We start from the raw sequence: 20,820 nt of genomic DNA, 5'->3' as shown, positions 1-20,820 counted from the left end.
GAAATCAAATCTCTATGAGTCTGATCTCTCGCCCTTGAACATGGGCATCGCGCAGCGTGAACAGCGTCCCCCCTTTGTCCCGTCCATCATACACCGCAATCACACGCTGCGACTGGGCAACCATATAGCGATTGCGGTTCATGTAGCACGAGGGAACATAGTGGTCGGAGATCACTTTCACACCAGCGCAGGCAGCCAGCAGTCTATGAAAGTCTTTGTTCTTCGTCTTCAGCCGGCCGGCATAGGGAATCGCCGCTTCTAAAAACAATCCGTCATTTTCTTTTTTTGCTTCGGCAACGACTGCCGCAAACATAAGATCGGCACCTTCGGCAAATCCGGAAATAAATCGAGTGTAGCCATCCTCAATCGCCGCTGCTACCTCCTTCCGCAATTCTTCTTCCACAAATTTCTTCTTCTCCGCTGGAATATCTCTGTGGCCCGTTATACAGCAGGTTTTCGTTACGACTTCCATCCTGTTTCCTCCCATGCTCTTCACTTTATGCCATTCTTGTATAGGCAATATTGCCTATAACGCTACTCCTCCATTATAGGCAATAATAGAGATATGTAAAGAAGGAAGTGGAGGAAACGACCAGGAATGATCTCATACGAGCCCTTGTGGCAAACCATGAAGCGGCACGGTGCAACCACATATACCTTGCAGGCCAAGGCCGGTATCAGCAGTTCGACCATCCGCCGGATGCAGGCGAACGAATCCGTCTCCACCAATACCCTGGATACGCTCTGCAAGTTTTTTAACTGCGAACTGGATGACATCGTAAAATTCCAACCAGACGAAAAATAGCACGGAGAAATGGTGATTGCCGTTTCTCCGTGCTTTTTTTGACCCTTGGCATACGAAGCAAAGAAATTTTGGAAACCTGCTTCAAGATCTCTACTCATTAGCTCCGCCAGTGGGCGACAAGTATTCGATTTTAAAGGGGTGGATTAGCCTTTAGACTCCTCAATGTCCCTCCCGAGATAAATGCTAAAATCAAATTACAGAATTGGAATACACGATTCACAATAAAAAGCGCCCAAACGGCAAGGAGCAATTTGGGCGCAAAAGTGTAGCATCCGTTATAATGAATCGGTTTGATGAACAGTTTTAGCGGTATCACAAATATCGTTTGAATTTATCAAATACTTGATAAAAGCCCTTACGCCACTCGATGCTTACAATAAGACCGTATCGCCAAAAAGACGAATACAGGAATTTCAATCGCTGCTGAAATAAGAATAATGTAGGGTGTCCAAAAGCTCATATCTCCAACATACAAGAAATTAAAACCGTAAAGCTGATAGAGGAAGTTATTTTGCAGGCCAATACCAGAAGATGGTAAAATCGTGGAAAGCCATACGGAACTGCCCAATGCGGTATAAATGATGGTCGGTAAGAGCATAACGGCAAGTGAAATCAATAACGAACTTAACGAGTCCCTGCACTTTGCAGATAAAAATAGTGTGCAACTAATACTTGCCAATATAGATAAAAGCCCGGCCAATACCAAAATCACTTGTAATTGCCCCAAATTGATATTGGGAAGATTTATGATGGAAAATAGCATTTGGAAAGATGTTTTCAAACACTCTGTCCCAAAAGCAAGGTTGATAATGGACAAATGGATCACCATACCCAAAATGAACACTACCACAAAAATACAGCCAGCAGCAAGTATTCTGGTAACAGCAAATTTCACACGTCCATTTTTTGTGCAGCGCATAATGCTGTCGCTTCCAGTTTGATACTCATTAGCAAATGTAGGTGCCGCAATCGCAACGCACAAAATGGAAAGAATGAAAATATACAGCTCAATATAGTCAAAGGCGTCCCGGCTCAAACCCGGATAAAGCTGGAATGGTTTATCAACTTCGGAATATTTTTCTGTTGCAAATTCTTTTGCTGATGGATAATCTTCTTGTTCAAGGTTCATTATATCGTTTAGGTGGGACGCAAACTGTTCATAAAGGCTTTGCTCTACTACATCTGGGTCAATCTCCATTAGATCAGCACCTATGCCTGTATCGGGATCGGCAAAGGCTTCTGGTAAGCGGTCAAGAAGTGGCCGGATAGGTAAATTCATAGCTCTTAAACATCGTCTTCCCTTCCTTGCTAATGAAAGGGACGCCCCGTTTGGGGCGTCCCAATCTTATCTCCCGATTCCAATGATCCGCCCGATCTGATTGACCATATCGCGTGTAATCTTGATATGCTCTTTGACCGTAGACTGATCCGCTCCGTAAATTGTCGTGTCACCAATTTGTAGCTCAATGGGTTTGCTGTTATTGGTAACATTATTCACCGTCTTACTGCCGGCCACTTGCTTCATTACATCGGCAAAAGTGGAGTTACCGGCATAATCCGGTAGATCGCTCAGGGCTTCAGAAAGCAGGTTAGAATTGCGGGAAGAAAACGCTGGTTGGTAAATAAGGTTTGCTTTTGCTCAATGCACTCCCAGTCTTTCTTGTCATACGCCAAAAGGGATGCAGGATCGACAAGGGGTGTGCCGATTACAATATTCAGATACATAGTAGGTAGTCCTTTTATTACAACCGGGTTATTCTTACCCGCCCACTCTCGTGGGCGGGATTTTTTTGGGGGGAGTTGAAGGTTAGGTATTAAAGCCGGGCAGCAACGCCAACGAATAGGACGCACTGTAAGTGTCGGCCGAGCCATCTGTGCTCACATAACAGAAAATGTTGCCACGGTTGTAATAGGCGGAGCGGAGCCACTGCGCTACGCGATCTCCATCTTCATCTTCTGCGTAATAAGGAACGTCTTCCTGCTGATAATATTCGTACCAGTGACCTTCCTTACCGTAAGAATAGATCTTTCTGCCAAACAACTCCTGCTCAGATTTCAGCCAGAAACGACAGACAACCTTATGAAGTTTACCGGTACGGTCAGCACAGAGTTTATAGACCGGCTTGGCAACAGCCGCCAGTTCATCGGAAACAAAGTTGCTGAAATCGTTCTCTAAGAACTTAAACATATCGCTTTCGCCGTAGGTAACAGAGGTGCCGTCGGCCTGCATGGGGCGACTATCCTTATAGGCCGCAAGCATCTCCCAGGAGATAGGGGACTTGCCGCCAGACACCAAATCATCGTGGTTGAAGCCGATAATACGATATACGGCAACAAATCCATTTTTCATATAATCTTTCTTTGTAGCGCCCAAAGCAAACTTCTTTCGGGCATTGCCAGATCTTCCAATCTCATCAATTTGCTGCCAAGAAAGATGATCAAGATTGGTCATAGGCTTAACCAAAATGCGATCGGGGTGATCAAGCGCCATCAGCAAGGCTGCAGAGCTTCCTTTGACATCAGGGGGAGAAGTCTTGAAGGTGCCGTTGTCCTTAATGGTAAAAGTACAGCCGGGGAAGTTGTCAATAGCGAATACGTCGCCAACATTGACATTCAAAAGACTACAGATACGAGGGTTAAGCATTATTTTACCTCCTTAAAAATAGCTGTATGTAGGTGTTTAAGTTTCTTTTGGAGTAAATCCGTTGCAGTTTCGCAGCCAAACAGGATCAAAATTTACCGGCCAAAAGAACCATCCCATCTCGATTCCATACGGATCTGCTTTGATATTAAGCTTCTTAGCATTCTGTGCATTTTTCTGGGAAAAGAAATCGAACGGATTAGTTTCATTTCCAGGATAACGACAGCAGCTATGGGCGTCTCCCGGAACGGAACCTCTATACTTGCACTTATAACATTCGCTCAAACCGTTTCACCTCAATTACAGATTAGATTCATATTTTGCTAACCACTGTTTGCAAAGAGGTTTTATAAAATCCTCAAAAACCTGGGCGATCTTCTTTGCATTAGCAGTAAAATCCATTTCAATACAAGAAATCACATCGTACCCATCGCAAATTTCCATAGGAGTATCTTTGAAAGCCCTAAGTAACGCCTCATATGATTCACTTTCACTTGCGCGATCACAGGCGTCTTGTACACGTTCCATATCCAATTCAGGATGGTCTTCCAAATCCTCTGGATTATCTGTGTCAATTCCATAACTGCTGATAAGCGCCTTTACATTCGCAAGAGTCTCATCATAATTAACCTGGCAGCGTGCCGCGATTTTATCCAACAGATAGCCCTGGTCAACTCTTGACATCAAGTGCATAAAACTCTCGGAATTGGGCGTTGCTACCCAACTATAAGCGTAGTTACCACAGTCGGACATGATAGTTAGATCGTAGCGCTCCAAATCAAAGTTAAAGTTCGCCCAAAGACAAGAACCATAATCGGGATCGCCTTGTTCCTGCCGATACTCAATAGCGATGATGTTTGGTTGCTTAAATCTTGTTTTCGCCATAAGGAGCCTCCTCGCTATAAAAATCTTTTGCGCGGACGCATTCAGCGATTACTTCCATGTCGCCGCAGATCATCATCTGTAAAACGATGATATTATTTTCGGGGTCGTCAACCAGTCGCTCGCTGTCATAGGAATAAGGGCCGCTATATAGAGGTTTTTCGTATACCCTCTTTTTAGCAGTGTGACCGTCTGTATGAAGAAGTTGCTCGGCTCGCCCACTCTTCAAACTGAATTGCTCAAACCAGCTTTTGGGGTGATTTTTCAAAATACTACCGGTAACGGCATTGATCTTAATGCTTTGAGTGCTATGAACATTGGTATAGTCAAACATGGCAGTCTCCTTACTCTGAAATTAGGTCAATATAGGTCTTAACCTTCTCTACATTCCAGAAGACACGCTTGCCTACTTGGATGCGGGCTTCTGCCATTTGGCCGATCTGTACGGCAGATGAGCGGCCACAACTCAGCATGGCCTGCAGTTCTTCGGTCGTAACAGCAATTTTCTTATCGGTAGGGATATTGCTTTTTTTGGTAGCGATCATTGGGTGTCCTCCATATCCTTTGGGGCTTTCTGAACGGTTATGAAGTCATACTCTCCACTCTTTTGGATGATCATGGCACAAAGTTGATTCCCAAAGACACAACCTCCATCAATACCAATGTCGCCGGTTCGCGGAAAGCAAGGAACTTCTCTAAATGGGGTATGGCCGAAAATTACGCGCTTTTCGCGGGGTCTGGCGTCAATTTCAAGCCACGATCTGCCCCAGAGCAAATCTTCTTCGCTGTTGCTGATCAAATCAGGATAGGTAAGGCCGGCATGACAGAAGATAAACTGTTCCGTTTGATGGTACAAAGGCAGAGACCGAAACCATCCAAAGTCCTCCTGGATTTCTGCTCCATTTCTTTCGTAGTCATAAAGTGTAAACATTCCGCCATTGCGCATCCAGACAGTATGAGAATAGTTCATAGGGAGCGATTCGTGATTTCCCCGAAGACAAATCACTTTGTCTTTTCCTACCTGGCTCTGGAGCTTTTGAAGGGTTTTGACTACCTTATAGCTAAATGGGCCACGATCAATGTAGTCTCCCAAGAAAATCAGGGTGTCGGTAGCGCTGTCATAATTGACCTTGAGCAGTAGATCTACCATGGTATGGTAGCAGCCATGGATATCCCCAATAGCTATAATGCGTTTACTCTCCATACTACCAATTCACCTCCGGGATCAAGTGGAAAAACTCAGTATGACTACCCACATCAAAAACGGTTACGCCATCTTTATTCCAGATGCGGACATAGTAAATTTTGAAATTGCGCTCGGCGGCAAACGCCCGAATATGTAACATAGCCTCAGACCGGATTTCTTTGTCGGTCTTAGCTCTACCATCGCGATCGTAGTCATAGATTTTGGCAATCTCCCTGGTGCGACCGCCTACAAATACAAGGGAGTGATGCGCCGGTTCAAGAGTTTTCTTTGCCATGTTATCACCTTGAATAATTTAATGTGTTGCTTATCGAAAAATGACAACCATGCTGGGGAAGGGGGCAGAATTTTTGCCGTCTCCAAATTTCAATCGGCCTCGAATGAAACGAACCTCCACATTGGGTTTTTGGTAAATATAATCGTGAAAGTAGGTAGTGTCGGTACGAGCGGGGATTAGCAAGACAACAGTTGTGTCAGGCTGCGCAGCTTCTTCGGAGCACTTCTTCACCCAGTCTTTGATTGTTCTGCCATACGGCGGGTTGCAAAAGACCGTCTGCCCCCCCCCACGACTGCTCAAGTCCATTATCTTCCTTAGTGAAATAGCGCTCACACTTATGGTTGACATGATCAGCGCAAGGGTCAAGGGTGAAGTGAAACTCCGAATCCAGCTGGTCAAAGAATGCCTGGGGTGTTGCCCAATCCATAGCTTTTGACGAGAACATGACTTCGGTATTCATTTGTTTCACCTCATAGTTTTATTTCGATCAGGCTTCAGGAATAGCCTTATCAGCACGGGTAATTAAAGCGTTGCCACAGGTAATACGGTCAGAGTCTTCCTCTTTGCTGGGAACGAAAACAATGACATCCCATCCCAAAGCCAGAAGAGGCTGCTCAAATTTAGTATAGACACTATAATTATCGTAGGTAGTGGTAATGTCGTAATGGTTTTCGACAGCAGCATTGGTCTGGTGGATCGGCGTAATCTTGACGATAAACTTTTCTTTGTCGAAAAGGCTGTCTAAAACAGTGGCATCCAGGATTGTCTCTTCGGTTACGGCGAAATTCAGTGTATACTTTCTGCCAGCCGGCATAGGAAGCCCTTCGGCAATGGCAGCAATCTCTCTCAGACTCAGAGATTTACTGTTAAATTGCATGGCTCGCTGCTCATCTGAGGTACTGTTGATGCTGAGTTGCAGCCCAGCTTCACCATGGCGCAAATTGTTCTTGATTTCACACCAACGATGCAGGTACTCAATCAAATGCTGATTTCCTTTGGGCATCATAGTAGAAACAACAGGATGAATGGTGACTGCGTGTAGACCGCATTCCTTAACCAGTTGATCCAGTCGGTTCTCGGTAAATTCCAGCACAACGGGGTTCCAGGTAGGCTCACCCATACGGGCATAATGGACATTGAAGCGGTTGGTAAAGCGCACATCCTCGTGCTCAATAATATAACGGATCTGATATTCCAAATCAGGCAGCGAGGCATTTCCGAAAAATCCATATTTATGAACATCGCAGAAAGTGCAGCTCATAGGACAACCCTTTTGTGTGCTGATCGTGGCGACCCATTTATCACGCAAATCAACCTCGCGATGGGTAACACCATCGATCTCTTTGGTCAGGCCGAGAAAATTCGCTTTAATGTTGTTCTCTTTGCCGTAGTCTCCGACGGTAAGAAACTCCAAACCGCGCATAGGGTTATCACTTTGATCTCCATCGTTTACAACGCCGCCCGCGCCAGCATCGCGGCCATCTTCTACCAGGACAGCAAGCACGCCGCCGCGACCGACTTCGAGATTACCAACGACAACGGCGAGGCCGAGAGCTACACCGAGACCAGAGTTGCCGACCTGACCACGAACACCGAGACCAGCGCCATCATCCGGGCTGACCTGGAACGCTTCAAGAGCGGGCGGGACGCGATGGATCAGGCCATCCTGGAGCGCGTGGCCGCTGGGATGACCGAGCGGGAGATTGCCGCCGAGGTCAAGATCTCCAATGTGGCCGTACACAAGCGGATCGTGAAGATGCGGGCGGCTCTCCAGTCCGTGGCCTGCTGAAAAAATCTTTTCCTTTGGTTAGCAACTCATAAAACCATTCTGAAATAAGAACAGGAACACCGAGCCGGCGGTCAACACCAGGCCGCCGGCCATGAATAGAAAAGGGGTTTGAATTATGAACATCGTCAACGCCAAGCTCAAGAACTGCCTGAAGCTCTCCAGCAAGATCACCGTCTATGTGCCCGCCACCAACGGCGTGGACACGGCCACCGACAACACCGCGCAGGTCAAGCGCGTTGCCTCTGCCCTCTCTGAGTATTTCGGCGGAGCCACCAGCACCCCGGCGCTGGGCTACTGGCTTTCCCCTGTGGCCGGTCTGGTAGCTGAGAACACCACCGTAGTTTTCGCCTATGCCAGCGACGCCGACCTGCAGCAGCACATTGAGGAAGTCGTCTCCCTGTGCGAAGAACTGAAGAACGAGATGGGGCAGGAAGCCGTTGCCCTGGAAATCAACGGCGAGATGTACTTCATCTGAGGGAGGCGGGAACATGATCGCAGACGCTATTATCTGGCTGGGCATCCTGGCCACGTTTCTCCTGATCCTGGCCGTGGGCGGTCTGATTGCGGACTATGTTTTTCCACTGATCCCGCCGCTGGATCGCTGGATCAATCGACTGGCTGACAACATGGAATACTGAATGGAACGGCAGGCCGGGGCAAAACTCCGGCCTGTTTTTTTTGCTGGAATGGTTAGCAGAGCCGGGAAAGTTTCTGTAATAAGAATAGAGAAATCCAGAACACGAACAGATAAATCATGGAGGGATATATGATGATTATGAATTTCAACGCCGAGGCCGCAAAAGCGGCGGTCAAGAACTGCGAAGCCATGCGGCAGGCCGCATTGATTGAGGCCGCAGAAAAGAAGGTCTCCAGCGTGGAGCAGAGCATCATGCAGGAGGCAAACATGGGGCGCTCTTCCTATTCCATGCGCATTGAGTCCGAGAAGCTGTGCAGCGCCGTTTGTGATATCCTGGAGAGCAACGGATTTGCTATTGAGCATAGCGGCAACGATAAGATGATTATTGTCAGGTGGTAAACGAAGGACGACGGGCGAGGGCTGAGGCTCCCGCCCGTTTTCTTTTCCAGCCGCACAAGAAAATTTTCCGTATCGGTTAGCAGATCGTGGGCTGCGTCTGTAATAATAACAGAAGAGTAACGCACAACGGAACAGGAGGACGGAGATGGATAAACTGATTTACGAAGCGCGAACCATGGAACAGCTCTTTCGCGCCTACGGGTTTGAGCAGAACCGGATCAACCAGGAAGACCGCAAGCAGACGCAAGCTCTAATTGTGGCGGAGCTGCGGCGGCGGATGGATCGGGCGCTCCGGCTGCTGGGGATGTGCAGCGGCGAAGAGGATGCAGCGCACATTTTGAAGCAGATGATGGACGGCTGGCTGTAAAAGAAGCGGCGGGGATCTCCCGCCGCTCTTTTTTTTGTTTCTGGTTAGCAAATCAGATTCAGCGTCTGTAATGATAATAGGAACAAGAACACAGAATGGAGGCTGTGAATTATGATGCTATGTGAAGCTAATGAACGGTTGAAGACCGTGCAGATCAACGAGGGGCAGCTGTGGGCGCTCAACTCTTTGTATCTGCTGCTGGACTTGGACAAGGACGACTTTTGCAAGATTGTGGAATTGATCGGCGTGGAGAAGCTGACCGCAAAACGCGGACATTATGACCGACTGCGGCGTGCCGATGATATGCTGGCCGCACGGGAGCGGTACGACGACGCAAAGCAGAGACTGGCAGAGCTGGACAGGGAGCGCGAGCGCCTGCAGGAAACGGTTTCCCAGTATGAAGAGACGCATTCATTATAAACATGGCGGCGGGGTTTCCCGCCGCTTTTTTTTATGGAACTGGTTAGCAAAATCCTCTTTCGTTCTGTAATACAAATAGAACAACGAAAAATGGAGGGTGTAAAATGAGTGCGTATAATTGTAACGGAATAGTCAAGACCAAAAAAGAGATTGCCGACTTAAAGCGCCAGCTCCGAGCAGTAAAGGCTTGCAATGGTGAATGTCTCCACTGTGAAAGCTGTCAGGTCAAGACGGCGACGGTCGGACGTGTTACCTATATGGCTTTTGAGTGTCTGAAAGCGCCGGCGCTGGGTGCTATATCGGATCGTCCGTCAACTATGCGGGCCGAGATTATTGAAGCGCTGGAATTTGAATTGAGTTGACCAGGGCGGCAGGCTACGGCCTGCCGTTTTTTTATTTGAAAACAGGTTAGCAAATCCTCTTTTGTGTCTGTAATAATAATAGATAGAACGAATGGAGGCGTAACAATGAGCTGGTTTGACGATACTTTTCTTCCGTCTCTTTTTGAGCGGTTTGGACGGGAGACACACTGGCTGACACGCAAACAGACGGCTATATGCACGCGATACATGGAACGGCACACGGTCATGGTTGACCAGTTCCAGGGAGACCGGACACGACACCATTACTACACCAGAGAATGGAGAGGCCGCATAGTTACCCTGAACTATTCAAAGTTGAACGGCTGCGGGACAATTTCTTTTGGATCGACGGAGCAGGAGCGGGCAGACCTTGCTAAGCGCCGAGAGGTTGAAAGAACGGAAAGAGAGTTGAGAAGTTTGCGGCGGCTCCGAGAAAGACGCCCAGATCGCTTCCTAAAGCAGCTTGAAGATGCACGGAATACGGTGAAATATTGGGAGGAAGAGATTGAGGAAGACCAGGCAGACCCGGAAATGCAAAAATGCTTGCCACGGGATCGCGAGCTACTGGCCGAGGCTTTGGAAAAAGTTAAGATTATGGAGGCTATGCTATAAAAATGCCCGCTGGATCATCTCCAGCGGGTTTTTCTATGTCAAAAAATTTCAAGGAAAATTGCAATCACGGTTAGCAAGAGGAAGATTATGATACAAGTGGACATGATCGGGTGTTTGGAACACATATAATCTGGGAACGAAAGTTTGCGACCGAATACGGTTTTCTGTGCGTATCGTTCCGCCTTATATCCTTTGATTGCATCGGCTATTAGCCAGATCACGACGATTACAAGCGCAAGCTCCACGAAATCACCCGAAAAATAATTTTTTGGAACGGTTAGCAATACCGCTTTTCTGTCTGTAATTATAATAGGAACTTGAAATCAAGTCAAGATATCACAGACGGAGGTTAAATATTATGAAGTGGTTTGATCATCCTGAGACTTTGGAAGACCTGAAGAAGCAGTACAAGAGATTAGCAATGAAGCATCACCCGGATCGTGGTGGTTCCACGGAGGCCATGCAGCAAATCAACGCCGAGTATGAGACGCTATTTTCCAGACTAAAAGACATTCATAAGACCGCCGAGGGCGAGACCTACACCGCAAAGACCGCCAGCACCGAAACCGCCGCCGAGTTTATGGATATCATTGAGAAGCTGATCCATATGGACGGCATTATCATTGAGGTTTGCGGTTCCTGGGTATGGGTTACGGGAAACACCAGGGAGCATAAAGAAGAGCTAAAGGCGCTTTCCTTCCGGTGGAGCAGCAACAAGAGCGCATGGTATTTTCATCGGGACGGATACCGCAAGCGTAGCAACAAACATATGAGCCTTGACGATATCCGTGGTTTTTATGGGAGTGAGCGAATCGATATGGAACAGGCGGGAGGTAAGCGCGTCGCAATCGCGTAACATCTGAGCGGGCTGGAGTACCAGCCCGCTTATCTTTTTTTTATTGACTGGTTAGCAAAATCAAAAAGTATTCTGTAATTAGAATAGGAACGAGTGAAAAGGAGGGCGAAATCTGATGAGCAAACCGAACGCCGCACGGAGAGAAAAATTGGCCTACGAGATCAAAGATTTTATGATCCGCCATGGACTTTGGATGGATACCCGCATTTATTTCAACGGGAAAGCGCTCAGCACCGATGATGGAAAAGGCCACTATGCCTACAATAATCCCGCTGTGGATTATGTGATAGAAGACGTTGACCCACGGCGATATTTCGATTACACCGGCGAAAATATCCTTTGTATGAGTTTTGAAGGGCCGATGTATGAGCTGCTGAATATGTATGTTCCAATGAGCTACTATAACAGTGTGGAGGCCGAGTTCCGGGATATCTTGAAGAAATACGGCCTGAGCTATGAGCTGGGTAATGCCTGGAACCTGTCAACTTTTGAAATCTGATAACAGAACGGGAGTCATAAGGCTCCCGTTTTTTATTTTCTTTTGGTTAGCAGATATCAAAAACTATCTGTAATAGAAATGAGAACAGAAACAAAGGAGGCAACACTATGAAACATAAGTTTAAGACCACCACTGGTAAGCAACTGAGATTATCCGAAGAAGAAATTCGGATGGTTCTGAGTTTGGAAAGTCGTGGTTTTGGGGTTGATCATATCGAAACCGTGGATGGCACCACCACCGTGTGGTTTATGGATGGCACCGTGAGTACCTATGTTAAGATTTTAGCCCAGGATCAGCCGGAGGCCACGCCCACATTATTTGACCGCATAGTTAAGGCGCTTTTCTCCCTTCGTCCGGTTTATATCACAGACGGGACTGTTACCCGCTTATTGACTGCTGCGGATCATATCGGAAGCGGAGAAATTCGCTGTCAGCTTGACAATGGTAGCTTTCTCTATCTTTATCCCGGTTTTGAAAAAGACTTGGATGGCGAAATAGGTTTGATGGAGGCTGACGAGGGTTATTATTTGGCACCGCAATGGTGGATCGACTTATAATGGAGGCGCTACCATGAAGATCAAATATCTGAATACAGCGAAGCGTAGTGTTAAAGCAATGGATCACCGTAACAGGGAACGGGTGGAGAAAGCTTTGGGACTACTGCCGGAGGGCGATATCATTCCTATGTACTACGAGGGAACCTATCGTCTGCGCGTTGGAAAATATCGGATCATTTTTGCCTACGACAAAAGCAATGGGGATGTAATTGTTCACCGTGTTGCATCACGAGGCGATATTTATAAGGGAATAAATTGTGGAGGCGGTTAGCAAACACCGCTTCCCTTCTGTAATAAAAATAGGAGGCTGATACAATGGAACACAAGATCAATGTGGAATTTACTCTGACCACTGACAGCATAGTAAACATTCTCTCAATGGAGGCCGGCGGCTTTGACTACTGGGCAGAGCTTTGCTTTGAACAAGAGGATTATGAGGCGGCGCGGAAGCGTTTGGTGGATGCCAAAAAGAACGATCCGTGCTATGAGGATGTTATGGCCGAGATTTTGGAGAGAGGCGGAAAGCTGAATATCTGGGATCGTGAAGAGGATAAGGATCATCCTATGACTATTGAGGATTTGAAGAAAGGCGTCAAACTTCACCTTGAAAACGGCGCAAGTACCGATATGGATGATTGGGACGCCAATGACGGCGATGCTGTTATTCAATATGCCGCCTTTGGAGAAATCATTTACGGATAATTTTATGGTTAGCAAAACCAGAGTAGTTTCTGAAACATAAATAGAAGGAGTTGATCATATGACGCACGCACGCTCCCCTCCCTATTAACCTTTGTTTCTTGACAAAATTGATTGAATAGCCAGCAAAGGATGATGAACTTGAATAGAATTAGGGATCAGACTTAGTTTTCAAAAAAGCCATATGGCCGGTTGGAAGTAGTCGTTTGCCTGTGCCCTGCGATGGGTAAACGAAACCTGACAACTGATATAATAATACGTCGCAGCGGGGTTTTTGAGGCCGTTTCCCCGATGAAATGGTCGGCTTTCTGGGAGGACTTGAGCCGGGATCAAGCCTCCCATTTTCTTATTTTTCTGGTTAGCAAAATGCTCTTCGGTTCTGTAATAGAAATAGCAATAACAAAATAAACTTTGGAGGCGAGACCATGACTGAAATGTATGTTTCTGATAGTCTATTTCTGAATGCCGAAGCATTAGACGAAAAGCGCTGGATCATCCATCTGAGCAACGGAAAAACCATTGCCGTGGAGAAAGAGCCTGAGTACAACGGTCAGACCTGGGAGTGGAGGATCGACGGCCAGGTATTCGGCAAGGACGGGTATGCCTTGGATTACTTAAAGCGACTTGTGGCAGAGAAGCTGACCGGGAAGCGGATCATTCTTCACCAGAAGCGGAAAGTTCCTGAGATCTGCGGCATTGAAGGGAGAGCCTGCCGACATCCCGGCGAGTGTAACACTATGCTTTGTTCCAACTGTCCTGTGGCTGAGAAGTTCTTTGCGGATCGCGATGGGGTGGAGCTGGTTTATGCAGTATAAGCAATATGATCAAAAGCGGGGATTTCTCCCCGCTTTTTTTATTTTATGGTTAGCAAATCATACTTTTTATCTGTAATTAAAATAGAAAGTCCAAATACTTTGAGAGGTGATACACTTGACTACCAAAACCGATTTCCATTCTATCCGAGATTTGAGTGAGCGTTACCATCCTGCACAGCGAGGAATAGTCAGCGAGGCTGAGATTAAGTTAATACAAGGCGTGTTAGAAATCGATACCCGTACAACCATTGAGTTGCAAAATGTTCGGGATATGACCGTAATGCTGTATGGCAACTGGACAGATGCTGCAATGGAGAATGATTCCAAAAAGGCTATGGAATTGATGGACGCTATGAGCGCTATCACTTGTGTAATTGACCAAGCTCTTTTCAATCGGAGATAAGGAGGATTCTATGAAATATTTCAGCACTCAGCGTCCTTTGACACCAGGCGCTTTTCCAAACCACCTACATCATCCTGTCAATCTGGTGAATTTTGATCAGAAAGTGTTTCGTGAAGAAATCGGACGCGAAGCCTGGGGCTATGTGGAGTATGCAGAACCTCTTGATCCCGATACCGTCAGAAACTATGAGCTAACGCCGGCACCGATCAAGACCAAGACCTTGCATTTTCACGGGATTGACCAGTGGGGCAGAGAGACCTATGAGGACGAAGATGGCAAGCTCTGGAAGTATAGCGAGCCTGGAGATCAGCCCCGCCTTTGCCATGATATTCTCTACACTTCTACCGGAAACGACTTATTCGGGGAACCCTGTTGGCCGATGAATGCGGATTACGATTACAAGATTGAAGAAATTTAACCTATTGGTTAGCAAATAACTTTTTCTTTCTGTAATAGTAATAGGAGGTATAGATATGCAGACTTTCACCAAGCATGAACTGACCTGGATAATTGGCGCGTTGGGAAAGTTGTCTTCCCAATATCTTCAGGCGACAGAAAATCCAGATGTCGGGAAGATTGAGACCGGACTGCTGCGGCTGCGCTCCGAGCAGCTATCCGGGATTGCTGACCGCCTGGGTGATGCTATTAAAGACGGCGATAAACGGATTAAGATTGAGTATTGAGGAGGAAATACAATGGCGAGTTATACGAGAGATCAGATTTCCCGCTGGAACAAAAAGTTGTCCAACGGTTTTCAGCTTGATCTGAACCGGCTGCTGATGTGGAATGAAAAGAGTGCTGTGCGAAACATCAAACTGCCCGATGGCAAAGTTCTTCAAGCGTCGATCAGCTGGGTAGAAGTTCGTGACGGCTTCCGCTATACTGGTCTGGTACAGCCTGAGATGCACCTGTCGATTTGGACGCCTACCGACAGCGGCATGATGACCAGTAGCGGCATGGGAGCGGCTTTCAAACTGAGCGAGACCAGCTTCCCCCGGAAAGTTTGGAACGAGCTGGCAAAGTTCACCGTAGAGTGGAACGACGAGCGGATCATGGCTGAGGCTAAGAAATATGCCAAGGCTCTGAACAACCCTTACATCGTGGCATAACATCAAGCGGGGAGAAAATCTCCCCGCTTTTTTATTTTGTCAGTTAGCAAAACAGAAAATTACTCTGAAATATAAATAAGGAGAGTGATAAATAATGGCACGAATGACAAGAGAGATGTATCGTCGCAAAAGAAGAGAACAGCGTTTGATGGGATTGGTTTTACTGATACTGTGTGGTGTGATCCTGTGGGTATGTTCCACTGGAAAAACAGTAGAGGATCAAGACGCTGGTGCCATCTTTCTGCTGGCTCCAATGGGTATTCATCTGCTAATTACGAAACGCATTGACATTTATTAAGGAGGTCAAGAATGGACTTTGAAAAATGGATAGGCAGTTTTAAGGTGCGTGTTTTCCCCTGGATAGACGGAAAGACTTTTTATGTGAATGTTCAATGCTTTACTCCCGGCCAGTCTATTGAGCGTCCACCAGTCTGGGAAAAGACCGTCTATATCACTGATAATGAGCAGGGGCGTGAGGTAATTCACGATTTTCTGGATTCTTTGGTATTACATATTTCTCGGATGGATGTTGTCCCGGATAATCGATATGTTTTAACCTTCTGAATAGTAGGAACCCCTGGGGAGATCGTCGTGGTGGTCGGTCTCCCCTTTTTTCTTTTTTTTACTTTTCGGTTAGCAAAAAGTGATAAGAGTCTGTAAATATAATAGGAGGTGGAAAATATGAGTATTTCCAAAGAAAAGTTTGACGAGATCAAGAGTCGCTACTCTACCCTGTTGATTCTGGAAGCCGATCCTATTGAGGCTCTGAACTTTGTTCACGATCTCTTGTATGCTGAGGCTGATGCAATCAAAGAAAATGAACCCTATGCTACAGTTTCCATCAAGCGGTTGGAGTCTGCTGCCTATGAAGTCTTTGCGCTGGGGCATGAAGTGGAGGACTTAATATGAGTATTATTTTTAGCGACCTATACGATGAAATTGTTGAGGCTGGCGTTGCTGATTCTCCTGCTGCAAAGCTGTATATAGAGCAGGCAATCGAGCCGTATATTGGATGTCGGCTGGATGTACCGGCTATTATTGATGATTTGCGCGATCATTTTACTCCTTCCGCGCTGGACTGTATTCAATCTGTTCTGGATTATTATGACGGGAAAAATCTTTCTACCGGGTTAGCAAATGCCCATATCGGTCTGTAATAAAAATGAGGAGGCAAGTTATGAAACCTGCACATGATCAATACTACCCCGACGATATTGCCCAGGCGTTATGCAAGATTGTGGGCGTCACCAGCGAAGCTGAAATCAATGATTGTACCGAAGCGTTGTATCAGCTCAAAGCAATCGCACAGAACAAGTATAATTCCGATTACTACCGCACCCTTTATGCGGTACTTTCCAAACTGATGGAGGTGTAAAGATGAGTGCTCCCAATTTTAGAATAATGAGGGACTTTCCCCTCTTTGCCAAAGAGTTCTATGTGGAAGCCAAACAATGCCCTGCTTGTGGTGCTATTCAGGATGCTCAAAATGAGCGATGTGAGTTTTGCGATACCAATGAAGAGCTGGAAGATTGCTGCTATTTTGATGATGTGGAATGTGAGGATGTCTGCGATATTATCCGTTCTGAGTTGGACGATCTGAACAGTGAGTATATGTTCCACAAGATCACGCTGGAGAGCGGATACTATTCCGGTGTCCAGCTCTATGTTGAAGTAGAGCATGACCTTCACGGATACGATTATGACAATGATGAGTGTCATTATTATTTCGACTGCTGCCGTAGTGTGGCCTACCGGAAATATCAATCCGAGATCAACAAGATCAATCGCAAGTTAAGTAATCTTGCCAAACGGTATGGATTTGATGAGTTGGTCTGCACGGGATGGTTTTCCAATGGTGAAACCCGATTCTCTATTGCCACTCCCCGTACCAGACTGTATGCTGCTGTATCTTGATAGGAGGTAAAAGCCCGCCTGGTGGCGGGCTTTTTTTTATTTAATGGTTAGCAAACTGCACGCTTTGTCTGTAAATATAATACCAATTAAAAAACAGGAGGTTTTTTATGAATATCAATTTGACCGACATCGAGCTAAGCATCATTATGGATGCTTTGAATGCCGCGCTCGAAGATCGTGAAAGCGAAAATCGTTATACCGACGCTGACGATATTCTGGAGGCAAACGCCAGCGCGATTGACATGATCGATGCTGTGATTGAAAATCTCCGGTCGCAGATGGAGTCGCCTGTGGAGCGTTTGAGCGTTGCCGTAGAGGTTAAGGGCGGACTTGTTCAGGCCGCGTAACCGTTCTCTTTTCGTCGTTACTGGGTCTACAACCACTCTTACAAAGCGCCGTGCTTTGCGAAAAACTTTGCGAGCAAGTGGCAATGGTATTTTGCTCTGTACCCAGCAAAGTCTCCCATCCAGTGTCAACTTTGAGTTTGTAAACAAGATCATTATCCCAGAACTGCATTTCAATAACGCTCGCATGAGCCAATTTTATCACCGCTTTATCCGCTTTACCTCCGTGGATTGGAAAGACATTTATTTTGTCACTTATGGCGGAAGTATTGAGTCCAACCAAATGCAGATGGTTCTATCTAAAGAACGTCTCAATCTCTTTATGAAGGGACAAGATGTAGATCTGGATGAAATTTATGATCGTTTTGGCGTGGATTACGACCTTATGTCTTTGTTAATGAGCCGTGAAGAGGATGAAAACGGAAAGTTTCAGATTACCTGGGGTCAACAAAAAATCAGTTAAAAAACCGCCCTCGAATGAGGGCGGTTTTCTGCAAATAGGCATCTAAGTTACTGTCGAATGAATTTCCCATGAAATTCTCGGAGTATGTTATTTTCCCACGATGTTTTAATGTGCCCTTGGCACCACTTAACATATCGATCGTATTGTAGGGCGGCAGCTTGAGTAGATAATCCAAACTTTGCCTTAATCTCGGAAGCAGATCGAATACTCATCTCCCGCATAATTGGTAACGGCGCAATGAGATTCCATGCAAAGTAATCTGCCTCGCTCTCGTACTGATTGTAGGGTTCCTGCCCGTCGTTATTGGCAATTTCCGCGCAGTCGATTGTTTGCAAATGTCCTAAACAGATATGCCCGGTTTCATGGCATAGCGTCCATAAAATTCTACCTTGGTTCATCGACTCATTATACAAAATTAGATAGCGATCGTTTTCAATATCATAGTGGGTTGCGCCGGAGCTACTCTTGCACATTATAGCTACATCTTCTTTAGAACAGTTCGCCACCGTAGCCATCTCTTGGTAGGTCAGAATACGGCAGCGATACGGAATATATGTCAACAGCTTGTTAGCCTGAATAGGAAATTGAATAGCGTCCATCTTTTGATACAGCTCCAAAACCTTACGCTGTACAAAAACTCTTCTAACCATTTTGACCTCCCTCCTTTTATGGCAATTTATATTAAACCATATCAGGTGTCCGATAAATTGGACGTATCGGTATCTTCGTCGGCAAAGGCATGGTCAAAGCCAATCCTAAGCATTGCCATCATGCGACTCTTATCTTTTTCGGACAGTCGTTCTCTGGCTCGCTGCAGAGAAACAAAGTCCCGATCTTTCATCAAATCATCTACGGTGGATCGGATTTCGGAAGCACCCACAAGATAATCAATGGATACATTAAAGTATTTTGAAATTCTGGAAATTTTATCAATAGTCGGCGTGGTAGTATTTTTCCATTTTCCAATGGAGTATTGGCTCATTCCCAGTTCAGCTTCCAATTTATTGATTGTGATCCCATTTTCAGAGCACAATTCTTTTATTCTGGTATAAATTATGGAATCCATTATACAACCTCCCGAAAGTTTTCGTGAAAGGGTATTGACAACACGCTTTTATTCTGGTATTATAACACCCAGAACGAATATAATCGTGTCTTCAGCCTGATTATATCACATCAGTTCGTGTGAGTCAATGAGTTAAAGGTTTGGAGGAGATGCTAAATGAAAGTTTTGAATAGCCTGGTCGAAGATTTCGGTGGTTTCGCGCTGGATGCCAATGCCATTGATTTGTGCAGTGCGAGTAAAGACAATATCATGCTTCCCTATCATGGCTCGCTGCCTGCGCAGCTTTCAGAGGCGTCCGGCGCTCAAATCTATCTGAATATTCAGGTTTCCCAGCCAATTAAAGTGGTGTTGGTGATCCTCGGTAACGGAAGAAATAAGAGACGATATACTCTGGAGGCTACCACAGAAGAAATCAAGTCTCTGTTAGATCGCCTCTTTGATCAAAAAGAAAACTCCGGGCTTTCTGCATATTGGCTTGGCGTTTGGCAGGCCAACTACATCACTTGGCGGCAGCTTACCGCACAACCTGACCGCCTGACTGCTTTTCTGGATAATATCTCCGACCAGGATCGAGCATACTTACTGGAATATCTTTCTCGCAAATGCAAGTAAAACTCCTCGATAAGTTCTTTGAATAATTTTCTGATTTGCTATTGACAAAGTTCAGCGCAAGTGCTATTATAGTAACACAGAAAAATATTCGACGGATAGGAGAGGGGAATATGATCCGCAAGAAGTTTTTCGAGGACTCCGAAAACGGATACTCCTCTTTCGCAAATCTGAAGGTATTCGATCAGGTATGGAAAAAGGTCGAAGCCTATGAGCAGGAGATCGGAAAATCCCTGGATAGTGGATTTACCAAAGAAGAGTTTGTTGCCATGTTTAACTCTATGCGTATCCGGCATACGAGAACTCTTCCCAACCACAAGGCAGTGGTGATGTTTTATATCCGATATCTGATTGCTCACGGTGTCCTCCCGGCAGAACAAGAAAAGATTTTAGCCTCCGTCACAGTTGACGACTTGAGTATCAAGGACGGTAAGCATATCTATTACCACAAAAACCTTGCAACACTGCAAGCGGCCATCAACGACTCTGTAAGATCCGCAGATAGCTATGACGATACACTCTATGATCTTCCCTCCGCAATACTCTACCTTGCCTGGTATGGATTCACCGAGGATGAAATTATCAACTTCCGAAAAGATGCAGTTCTTGAGGACGGTGTGATGAAGGGCGATGAGAAGATCGAAATGCCCTACGAAATTTGCCGGCTATTTGAACGCTTGCGGGATGCCGAAGGATATTATCAGCAAGCCAGAGGTTTGATCTTTCACAAATATATGTATTCCGAGTATTTGATTCGTACCGAGCGGAACCCTCAGATTGACTTGGACAATATGCGCGGAATGCTTTATCGTCTGAACGCCATTGCTGGTCGCGTCTATTCTCTCCGGTATGATGTGGTATATACCTCTGGCATTTTCTATCGTGCATACCGATTGGAATGCGAAAGCTCTTCCTTTAATCTGGACGATCCAGAGTTTGCTTCCAAAGTCTTCTGTGAGGATCTGAGTAACAAAGCCAAGCGTGTCGCAAGAGTGCGTGACTACAAGCTTTATAAGCAGCTCTTTACCTAATGGCTTCGGCCATTTAGGTTTAGAATAGCAACTCATTAAATCATCTATTTTAACGTAGGG

The 20,820-nt window shown here is 46.0% G+C and carries 40 protein-coding genes and 1 pseudogene; 29 read left to right on the top strand and 12 right to left on the bottom strand.

Going from position 1 to position 20,820, the window contains the following annotated elements:
* Window positions 1-4 precede the first annotated feature (4 nt).
* Window positions 5-472, bottom strand: coding sequence for an SLOG family protein (locus tag B5F94_RS06090; protein WP_058963698.1), 468 nt, complete (start codon window positions 470-472; stop codon window positions 5-7).
* A gap of 126 nt (window positions 473-598) precedes the next feature.
* Here B5F94_RS06090 and B5F94_RS06085 point away from each other — a divergent pair, with 126 nt between their 5' ends.
* Window positions 599-805, top strand: coding sequence for a helix-turn-helix domain-containing protein (locus tag B5F94_RS06085; protein ID WP_058963699.1), 207 nt, complete (start codon window positions 599-601; stop codon window positions 803-805).
* Between the two features lie 355 nt (window positions 806-1,160).
* On the opposite strand, the gene B5F94_RS06080 is transcribed toward B5F94_RS06085, so the two are convergent.
* The 9 genes and pseudogenes from B5F94_RS06080 to B5F94_RS06040 form a co-directional block, all read right to left on the bottom strand.
* Complete coding sequence (locus B5F94_RS06080; RefSeq protein ID WP_087328762.1) at window positions 1,161-2,084, bottom strand: ABC transporter permease; 924 nt, start codon at window positions 2,082-2,084, stop codon at window positions 1,161-1,163.
* A 528-nt stretch (window positions 2,085-2,612) separates the two neighbouring features.
* Window positions 2,613-3,449 carry a DUF6273 domain-containing protein gene (locus B5F94_RS06075; RefSeq protein WP_087328760.1) on the bottom strand — a complete coding sequence of 279 codons (837 nt, stop codon included), beginning with the start codon at window positions 3,447-3,449 and terminating at the stop codon, window positions 2,613-2,615.
* Between the two features lie 297 nt (window positions 3,450-3,746).
* A complete protein-coding gene (locus B5F94_RS06070) occupies window positions 3,747-4,331 on the bottom strand; it encodes a hypothetical protein (RefSeq protein ID WP_087328759.1) in 585 nt (194 codons plus the stop codon).
* Complete coding sequence (locus tag B5F94_RS06065) at window positions 4,312-4,662, bottom strand: hypothetical protein (protein ID WP_087328757.1); 351 nt, start codon at window positions 4,660-4,662, stop codon at window positions 4,312-4,314. The genes B5F94_RS06070 and B5F94_RS06065 overlap by 20 nt, the downstream gene beginning before the upstream one ends.
* Before the next feature lie 10 nt (window positions 4,663-4,672).
* Window positions 4,673-4,873, bottom strand: coding sequence for a hypothetical protein (locus B5F94_RS06060; protein ID WP_087328755.1), 201 nt, complete (start codon window positions 4,871-4,873; stop codon window positions 4,673-4,675).
* A complete protein-coding gene (locus B5F94_RS06055; protein ID WP_087328753.1) occupies window positions 4,870-5,532 on the bottom strand; it encodes a metallophosphoesterase family protein in 663 nt (220 codons plus the stop codon). Before B5F94_RS06055 ends, B5F94_RS06060 begins: the two co-directional genes overlap by 4 nt.
* A gap of 1 nt (window position 5,533) precedes the next feature.
* A complete protein-coding gene (locus tag B5F94_RS06050; protein ID WP_087328751.1) occupies window positions 5,534-5,809 on the bottom strand; it encodes a hypothetical protein in 276 nt (91 codons plus the stop codon).
* A 30-nt stretch (window positions 5,810-5,839) separates the two neighbouring features.
* Window positions 5,840-6,236, bottom strand: a pseudogene (locus B5F94_RS06045) (DNA N-6-adenine-methyltransferase).
* Between the two features lie 60 nt (window positions 6,237-6,296).
* Window positions 6,297-7,232 carry a Fe-S-oxidoreductase gene (locus tag B5F94_RS06040; protein ID WP_087328749.1) on the bottom strand — a complete coding sequence of 312 codons (936 nt, stop codon included), beginning with the start codon at window positions 7,230-7,232 and terminating at the stop codon, window positions 6,297-6,299.
* A 12-nt stretch (window positions 7,233-7,244) separates the two neighbouring features.
* On the opposite strand from B5F94_RS06040, the gene B5F94_RS06035 reads away from it, so the two are divergent.
* The 26 genes from B5F94_RS06035 (at window position 7,245) to B5F94_RS05910 (ending at window position 18,054) form a co-directional block, all read left to right on the top strand.
* Window positions 7,245-7,598, top strand: a complete 354-nt coding sequence (locus tag B5F94_RS06035) for an AsnC family protein (RefSeq protein ID WP_087328747.1) — start codon at window positions 7,245-7,247, stop codon at window positions 7,596-7,598.
* A 115-nt stretch (window positions 7,599-7,713) separates the two neighbouring features.
* The gene (locus B5F94_RS06030; protein WP_087328745.1) at window positions 7,714-8,073 is read left to right on the top strand and encodes a hypothetical protein; all 360 of its coding nucleotides are present in this window, start codon (window positions 7,714-7,716) and stop codon (window positions 8,071-8,073) included.
* 13 nt (window positions 8,074-8,086) lie between these two features.
* The gene (locus tag B5F94_RS16425; RefSeq protein ID WP_158100261.1) at window positions 8,087-8,236 is read left to right on the top strand and encodes a hypothetical protein; all 150 of its coding nucleotides are present in this window, start codon (window positions 8,087-8,089) and stop codon (window positions 8,234-8,236) included.
* A 128-nt stretch (window positions 8,237-8,364) separates the two neighbouring features.
* Window positions 8,365-8,634, top strand: a complete 270-nt coding sequence (locus tag B5F94_RS06025) for a hypothetical protein (protein ID WP_143383254.1) — start codon at window positions 8,365-8,367, stop codon at window positions 8,632-8,634.
* A gap of 145 nt (window positions 8,635-8,779) precedes the next feature.
* Entirely contained in the window at window positions 8,780-9,001 is a 222-nt protein-coding gene (locus B5F94_RS06020; protein WP_087328741.1) for a hypothetical protein, read from the top strand.
* Between the two features lie 111 nt (window positions 9,002-9,112).
* Complete coding sequence (locus tag B5F94_RS06015) at window positions 9,113-9,421, top strand: hypothetical protein (RefSeq protein ID WP_087328739.1); 309 nt, start codon at window positions 9,113-9,115, stop codon at window positions 9,419-9,421.
* Between the two features lie 104 nt (window positions 9,422-9,525).
* Entirely contained in the window at window positions 9,526-9,783 is a 258-nt protein-coding gene (locus B5F94_RS06010) for a hypothetical protein (RefSeq protein WP_087328737.1), read from the top strand.
* Window positions 9,784-9,888: 105 nt separating this feature from the next.
* Window positions 9,889-10,395 (top strand): hypothetical protein, encoded by a 507-nt coding sequence (locus B5F94_RS06005; RefSeq protein ID WP_087328735.1) that lies wholly within the window; start codon window positions 9,889-9,891, stop codon window positions 10,393-10,395.
* Window positions 10,396-10,753: 358 nt separating this feature from the next.
* On the top strand, window positions 10,754-11,251 hold the full coding sequence (locus B5F94_RS05995; protein ID WP_087328731.1) for a J domain-containing protein: 498 nt from the start codon (window positions 10,754-10,756) through the stop codon (window positions 11,249-11,251).
* Between the two features lie 115 nt (window positions 11,252-11,366).
* Window positions 11,367-11,750: a hypothetical protein gene (locus B5F94_RS05990; protein ID WP_087328730.1), complete on the top strand. Its 384-nt coding sequence runs from the start codon at window positions 11,367-11,369 to the stop codon at window positions 11,748-11,750.
* Window positions 11,751-11,857: 107 nt separating this feature from the next.
* The gene (locus tag B5F94_RS05985; RefSeq protein ID WP_087328728.1) at window positions 11,858-12,307 is read left to right on the top strand and encodes a hypothetical protein; all 450 of its coding nucleotides are present in this window, start codon (window positions 11,858-11,860) and stop codon (window positions 12,305-12,307) included.
* A 13-nt stretch (window positions 12,308-12,320) separates the two neighbouring features.
* Window positions 12,321-12,578 carry a type II toxin-antitoxin system RelE family toxin gene (locus tag B5F94_RS05980; protein ID WP_087328726.1) on the top strand — a complete coding sequence of 86 codons (258 nt, stop codon included), beginning with the start codon at window positions 12,321-12,323 and terminating at the stop codon, window positions 12,576-12,578.
* 44 nt (window positions 12,579-12,622) lie between these two features.
* Window positions 12,623-13,009: a hypothetical protein gene (locus B5F94_RS05975; protein ID WP_087328724.1), complete on the top strand. Its 387-nt coding sequence runs from the start codon at window positions 12,623-12,625 to the stop codon at window positions 13,007-13,009.
* Between the two features lie 422 nt (window positions 13,010-13,431).
* The gene (locus B5F94_RS05970; protein ID WP_087328722.1) at window positions 13,432-13,821 is read left to right on the top strand and encodes a hypothetical protein; all 390 of its coding nucleotides are present in this window, start codon (window positions 13,432-13,434) and stop codon (window positions 13,819-13,821) included.
* Window positions 13,822-13,936: 115 nt separating this feature from the next.
* Window positions 13,937-14,224 carry a hypothetical protein gene (locus tag B5F94_RS05965; RefSeq protein WP_087328720.1) on the top strand — a complete coding sequence of 96 codons (288 nt, stop codon included), beginning with the start codon at window positions 13,937-13,939 and terminating at the stop codon, window positions 14,222-14,224.
* A gap of 10 nt (window positions 14,225-14,234) precedes the next feature.
* Entirely contained in the window at window positions 14,235-14,642 is a 408-nt protein-coding gene (locus tag B5F94_RS05960; protein ID WP_087328718.1) for a hypothetical protein, read from the top strand.
* Window positions 14,643-14,697: 55 nt separating this feature from the next.
* On the top strand, window positions 14,698-14,907 hold the full coding sequence (locus B5F94_RS05955; RefSeq protein ID WP_087328716.1) for a hypothetical protein: 210 nt from the start codon (window positions 14,698-14,700) through the stop codon (window positions 14,905-14,907).
* Window positions 14,908-14,919: 12 nt separating this feature from the next.
* Window positions 14,920-15,333: a hypothetical protein gene (locus B5F94_RS05950; RefSeq protein ID WP_087328715.1), complete on the top strand. Its 414-nt coding sequence runs from the start codon at window positions 14,920-14,922 to the stop codon at window positions 15,331-15,333.
* A 94-nt stretch (window positions 15,334-15,427) separates the two neighbouring features.
* Window positions 15,428-15,631: a hypothetical protein gene (locus tag B5F94_RS05945; protein ID WP_087328713.1), complete on the top strand. Its 204-nt coding sequence runs from the start codon at window positions 15,428-15,430 to the stop codon at window positions 15,629-15,631.
* 11 nt (window positions 15,632-15,642) lie between these two features.
* Window positions 15,643-15,897: a hypothetical protein gene (locus B5F94_RS05940; RefSeq protein ID WP_087328711.1), complete on the top strand. Its 255-nt coding sequence runs from the start codon at window positions 15,643-15,645 to the stop codon at window positions 15,895-15,897.
* Between the two features lie 117 nt (window positions 15,898-16,014).
* Window positions 16,015-16,242, top strand: coding sequence for a hypothetical protein (locus B5F94_RS05935; RefSeq protein ID WP_087328709.1), 228 nt, complete (start codon window positions 16,015-16,017; stop codon window positions 16,240-16,242).
* Window positions 16,239-16,490, top strand: coding sequence for a hypothetical protein (locus B5F94_RS05930; protein ID WP_087328707.1), 252 nt, complete (start codon window positions 16,239-16,241; stop codon window positions 16,488-16,490). The genes B5F94_RS05935 and B5F94_RS05930 overlap by 4 nt, the downstream gene beginning before the upstream one ends.
* A 20-nt stretch (window positions 16,491-16,510) precedes the next feature.
* Entirely contained in the window at window positions 16,511-16,708 is a 198-nt protein-coding gene (locus B5F94_RS05925) for a hypothetical protein (protein ID WP_087328705.1), read from the top strand.
* Window positions 16,709-16,710: 2 nt separating this feature from the next.
* A complete protein-coding gene (locus B5F94_RS05920) occupies window positions 16,711-17,247 on the top strand; it encodes a hypothetical protein (protein WP_087328702.1) in 537 nt (178 codons plus the stop codon).
* 107 nt (window positions 17,248-17,354) lie between these two features.
* Window positions 17,355-17,594 carry a hypothetical protein gene (locus B5F94_RS05915; protein WP_087328700.1) on the top strand — a complete coding sequence of 80 codons (240 nt, stop codon included), beginning with the start codon at window positions 17,355-17,357 and terminating at the stop codon, window positions 17,592-17,594.
* A 91-nt stretch (window positions 17,595-17,685) separates the two neighbouring features.
* Window positions 17,686-18,054, top strand: coding sequence for a hypothetical protein (locus B5F94_RS05910; RefSeq protein ID WP_242965603.1), 369 nt, complete (start codon window positions 17,686-17,688; stop codon window positions 18,052-18,054).
* Window positions 18,055-18,101: 47 nt separating this feature from the next.
* Here the strand turns inward: B5F94_RS05910 and B5F94_RS05905 are convergent, their stop codons facing one another.
* Window positions 18,102-18,704: an ImmA/IrrE family metallo-endopeptidase gene (locus B5F94_RS05905; protein WP_087328698.1), complete on the bottom strand. Its 603-nt coding sequence runs from the start codon at window positions 18,702-18,704 to the stop codon at window positions 18,102-18,104.
* Window positions 18,705-18,745: 41 nt separating this feature from the next.
* Window positions 18,746-19,120: a helix-turn-helix domain-containing protein gene (locus B5F94_RS05900; protein WP_087328696.1), complete on the bottom strand. Its 375-nt coding sequence runs from the start codon at window positions 19,118-19,120 to the stop codon at window positions 18,746-18,748.
* A 156-nt stretch (window positions 19,121-19,276) separates the two neighbouring features.
* Between B5F94_RS05900 and B5F94_RS05895 the strand changes: the two genes are divergently transcribed.
* Together B5F94_RS05895 and B5F94_RS05890 are read left to right on the top strand one after the other, a co-directional pair.
* Entirely contained in the window at window positions 19,277-19,732 is a 456-nt protein-coding gene (locus B5F94_RS05895; RefSeq protein ID WP_087328694.1) for a hypothetical protein, read from the top strand.
* A 110-nt stretch (window positions 19,733-19,842) separates the two neighbouring features.
* Window positions 19,843-20,760: a hypothetical protein gene (locus tag B5F94_RS05890; RefSeq protein ID WP_087328692.1), complete on the top strand. Its 918-nt coding sequence runs from the start codon at window positions 19,843-19,845 to the stop codon at window positions 20,758-20,760.
* Window positions 20,761-20,820 lie beyond the last annotated feature (60 nt).

The sequence above is a fragment of the Flavonifractor sp. An4 genome, from assembly GCF_002161755.1.
GTDB lineage: Bacteria > Bacillota > Clostridia > Oscillospirales > Oscillospiraceae > Flavonifractor > Flavonifractor avicola.
This window is presented reverse-complemented; position numbering and strand designations above follow the sequence as displayed.

Excerpts from the sequence above, each read along its gene's own strand:
- B5F94_RS06090 (WP_058963698.1), bottom strand. The coding sequence starts at position 472 with ATGGAAGTCGTAACGAAAACCTGCTGTATAACGGGCCACAGAGATATT.
- B5F94_RS06085 (WP_058963699.1), top strand. The coding sequence starts at position 599 with ATGATCTCATACGAGCCCTTGTGGCAAACCATGAAGCGGCACGGTGCA.
- B5F94_RS06080 (WP_087328762.1), bottom strand. The coding sequence starts at position 2,084 with ATGAATTTACCTATCCGGCCACTTCTTGACCGCTTACCAGAAGCCTTT.
- B5F94_RS06075 (WP_087328760.1), bottom strand. The coding sequence starts at position 3,449 with ATGCTTAACCCTCGTATCTGTAGTCTTTTGAATGTCAATGTTGGCGAC.
- B5F94_RS06070 (WP_087328759.1), bottom strand. The coding sequence starts at position 4,331 with ATGGCGAAAACAAGATTTAAGCAACCAAACATCATCGCTATTGAGTAT.
- B5F94_RS06065 (WP_087328757.1), bottom strand. The coding sequence starts at position 4,662 with ATGTTTGACTATACCAATGTTCATAGCACTCAAAGCATTAAGATCAAT.
- B5F94_RS06060 (WP_087328755.1), bottom strand. The coding sequence starts at position 4,873 with ATGATCGCTACCAAAAAAAGCAATATCCCTACCGATAAGAAAATTGCT.
- B5F94_RS06055 (WP_087328753.1), bottom strand. The coding sequence starts at position 5,532 with ATGGAGAGTAAACGCATTATAGCTATTGGGGATATCCATGGCTGCTAC.
- B5F94_RS06050 (WP_087328751.1), bottom strand. The coding sequence starts at position 5,809 with ATGGCAAAGAAAACTCTTGAACCGGCGCATCACTCCCTTGTATTTGTA.
- B5F94_RS06040 (WP_087328749.1), bottom strand. The coding sequence starts at position 7,232 with ATGCGCGGTTTGGAGTTTCTTACCGTCGGAGACTACGGCAAAGAGAAC.
- B5F94_RS06030 (WP_087328745.1), top strand. The coding sequence starts at position 7,714 with ATGAACATCGTCAACGCCAAGCTCAAGAACTGCCTGAAGCTCTCCAGC.
- B5F94_RS16425 (WP_158100261.1), top strand. The coding sequence starts at position 8,087 with ATGATCGCAGACGCTATTATCTGGCTGGGCATCCTGGCCACGTTTCTC.
- B5F94_RS06025 (WP_143383254.1), top strand. The coding sequence starts at position 8,365 with ATGATGATTATGAATTTCAACGCCGAGGCCGCAAAAGCGGCGGTCAAG.
- B5F94_RS06020 (WP_087328741.1), top strand. The coding sequence starts at position 8,780 with ATGGATAAACTGATTTACGAAGCGCGAACCATGGAACAGCTCTTTCGC.
- B5F94_RS06015 (WP_087328739.1), top strand. The coding sequence starts at position 9,113 with ATGATGCTATGTGAAGCTAATGAACGGTTGAAGACCGTGCAGATCAAC.
- B5F94_RS06010 (WP_087328737.1), top strand. The coding sequence starts at position 9,526 with ATGAGTGCGTATAATTGTAACGGAATAGTCAAGACCAAAAAAGAGATT.
- B5F94_RS06005 (WP_087328735.1), top strand. The coding sequence starts at position 9,889 with ATGAGCTGGTTTGACGATACTTTTCTTCCGTCTCTTTTTGAGCGGTTT.
- B5F94_RS05995 (WP_087328731.1), top strand. The coding sequence starts at position 10,754 with ATGAAGTGGTTTGATCATCCTGAGACTTTGGAAGACCTGAAGAAGCAG.
- B5F94_RS05990 (WP_087328730.1), top strand. The coding sequence starts at position 11,367 with ATGAGCAAACCGAACGCCGCACGGAGAGAAAAATTGGCCTACGAGATC.
- B5F94_RS05985 (WP_087328728.1), top strand. The coding sequence starts at position 11,858 with ATGAAACATAAGTTTAAGACCACCACTGGTAAGCAACTGAGATTATCC.
- B5F94_RS05980 (WP_087328726.1), top strand. The coding sequence starts at position 12,321 with ATGAAGATCAAATATCTGAATACAGCGAAGCGTAGTGTTAAAGCAATG.
- B5F94_RS05975 (WP_087328724.1), top strand. The coding sequence starts at position 12,623 with ATGGAACACAAGATCAATGTGGAATTTACTCTGACCACTGACAGCATA.
- B5F94_RS05970 (WP_087328722.1), top strand. The coding sequence starts at position 13,432 with ATGACTGAAATGTATGTTTCTGATAGTCTATTTCTGAATGCCGAAGCA.
- B5F94_RS05960 (WP_087328718.1), top strand. The coding sequence starts at position 14,235 with ATGAAATATTTCAGCACTCAGCGTCCTTTGACACCAGGCGCTTTTCCA.
- B5F94_RS05955 (WP_087328716.1), top strand. The coding sequence starts at position 14,698 with ATGCAGACTTTCACCAAGCATGAACTGACCTGGATAATTGGCGCGTTG.
- B5F94_RS05950 (WP_087328715.1), top strand. The coding sequence starts at position 14,920 with ATGGCGAGTTATACGAGAGATCAGATTTCCCGCTGGAACAAAAAGTTG.
- B5F94_RS05945 (WP_087328713.1), top strand. The coding sequence starts at position 15,428 with ATGGCACGAATGACAAGAGAGATGTATCGTCGCAAAAGAAGAGAACAG.
- B5F94_RS05940 (WP_087328711.1), top strand. The coding sequence starts at position 15,643 with ATGGACTTTGAAAAATGGATAGGCAGTTTTAAGGTGCGTGTTTTCCCC.
- B5F94_RS05935 (WP_087328709.1), top strand. The coding sequence starts at position 16,015 with ATGAGTATTTCCAAAGAAAAGTTTGACGAGATCAAGAGTCGCTACTCT.
- B5F94_RS05930 (WP_087328707.1), top strand. The coding sequence starts at position 16,239 with ATGAGTATTATTTTTAGCGACCTATACGATGAAATTGTTGAGGCTGGC.
- B5F94_RS05925 (WP_087328705.1), top strand. The coding sequence starts at position 16,511 with ATGAAACCTGCACATGATCAATACTACCCCGACGATATTGCCCAGGCG.
- B5F94_RS05920 (WP_087328702.1), top strand. The coding sequence starts at position 16,711 with ATGAGTGCTCCCAATTTTAGAATAATGAGGGACTTTCCCCTCTTTGCC.
- B5F94_RS05915 (WP_087328700.1), top strand. The coding sequence starts at position 17,355 with ATGAATATCAATTTGACCGACATCGAGCTAAGCATCATTATGGATGCT.
- B5F94_RS05905 (WP_087328698.1), bottom strand. The coding sequence starts at position 18,704 with ATGGTTAGAAGAGTTTTTGTACAGCGTAAGGTTTTGGAGCTGTATCAA.
- B5F94_RS05900 (WP_087328696.1), bottom strand. The coding sequence starts at position 19,120 with ATGGATTCCATAATTTATACCAGAATAAAAGAATTGTGCTCTGAAAAT.
- B5F94_RS05895 (WP_087328694.1), top strand. The coding sequence starts at position 19,277 with ATGAAAGTTTTGAATAGCCTGGTCGAAGATTTCGGTGGTTTCGCGCTG.
- B5F94_RS05890 (WP_087328692.1), top strand. The coding sequence starts at position 19,843 with ATGATCCGCAAGAAGTTTTTCGAGGACTCCGAAAACGGATACTCCTCT.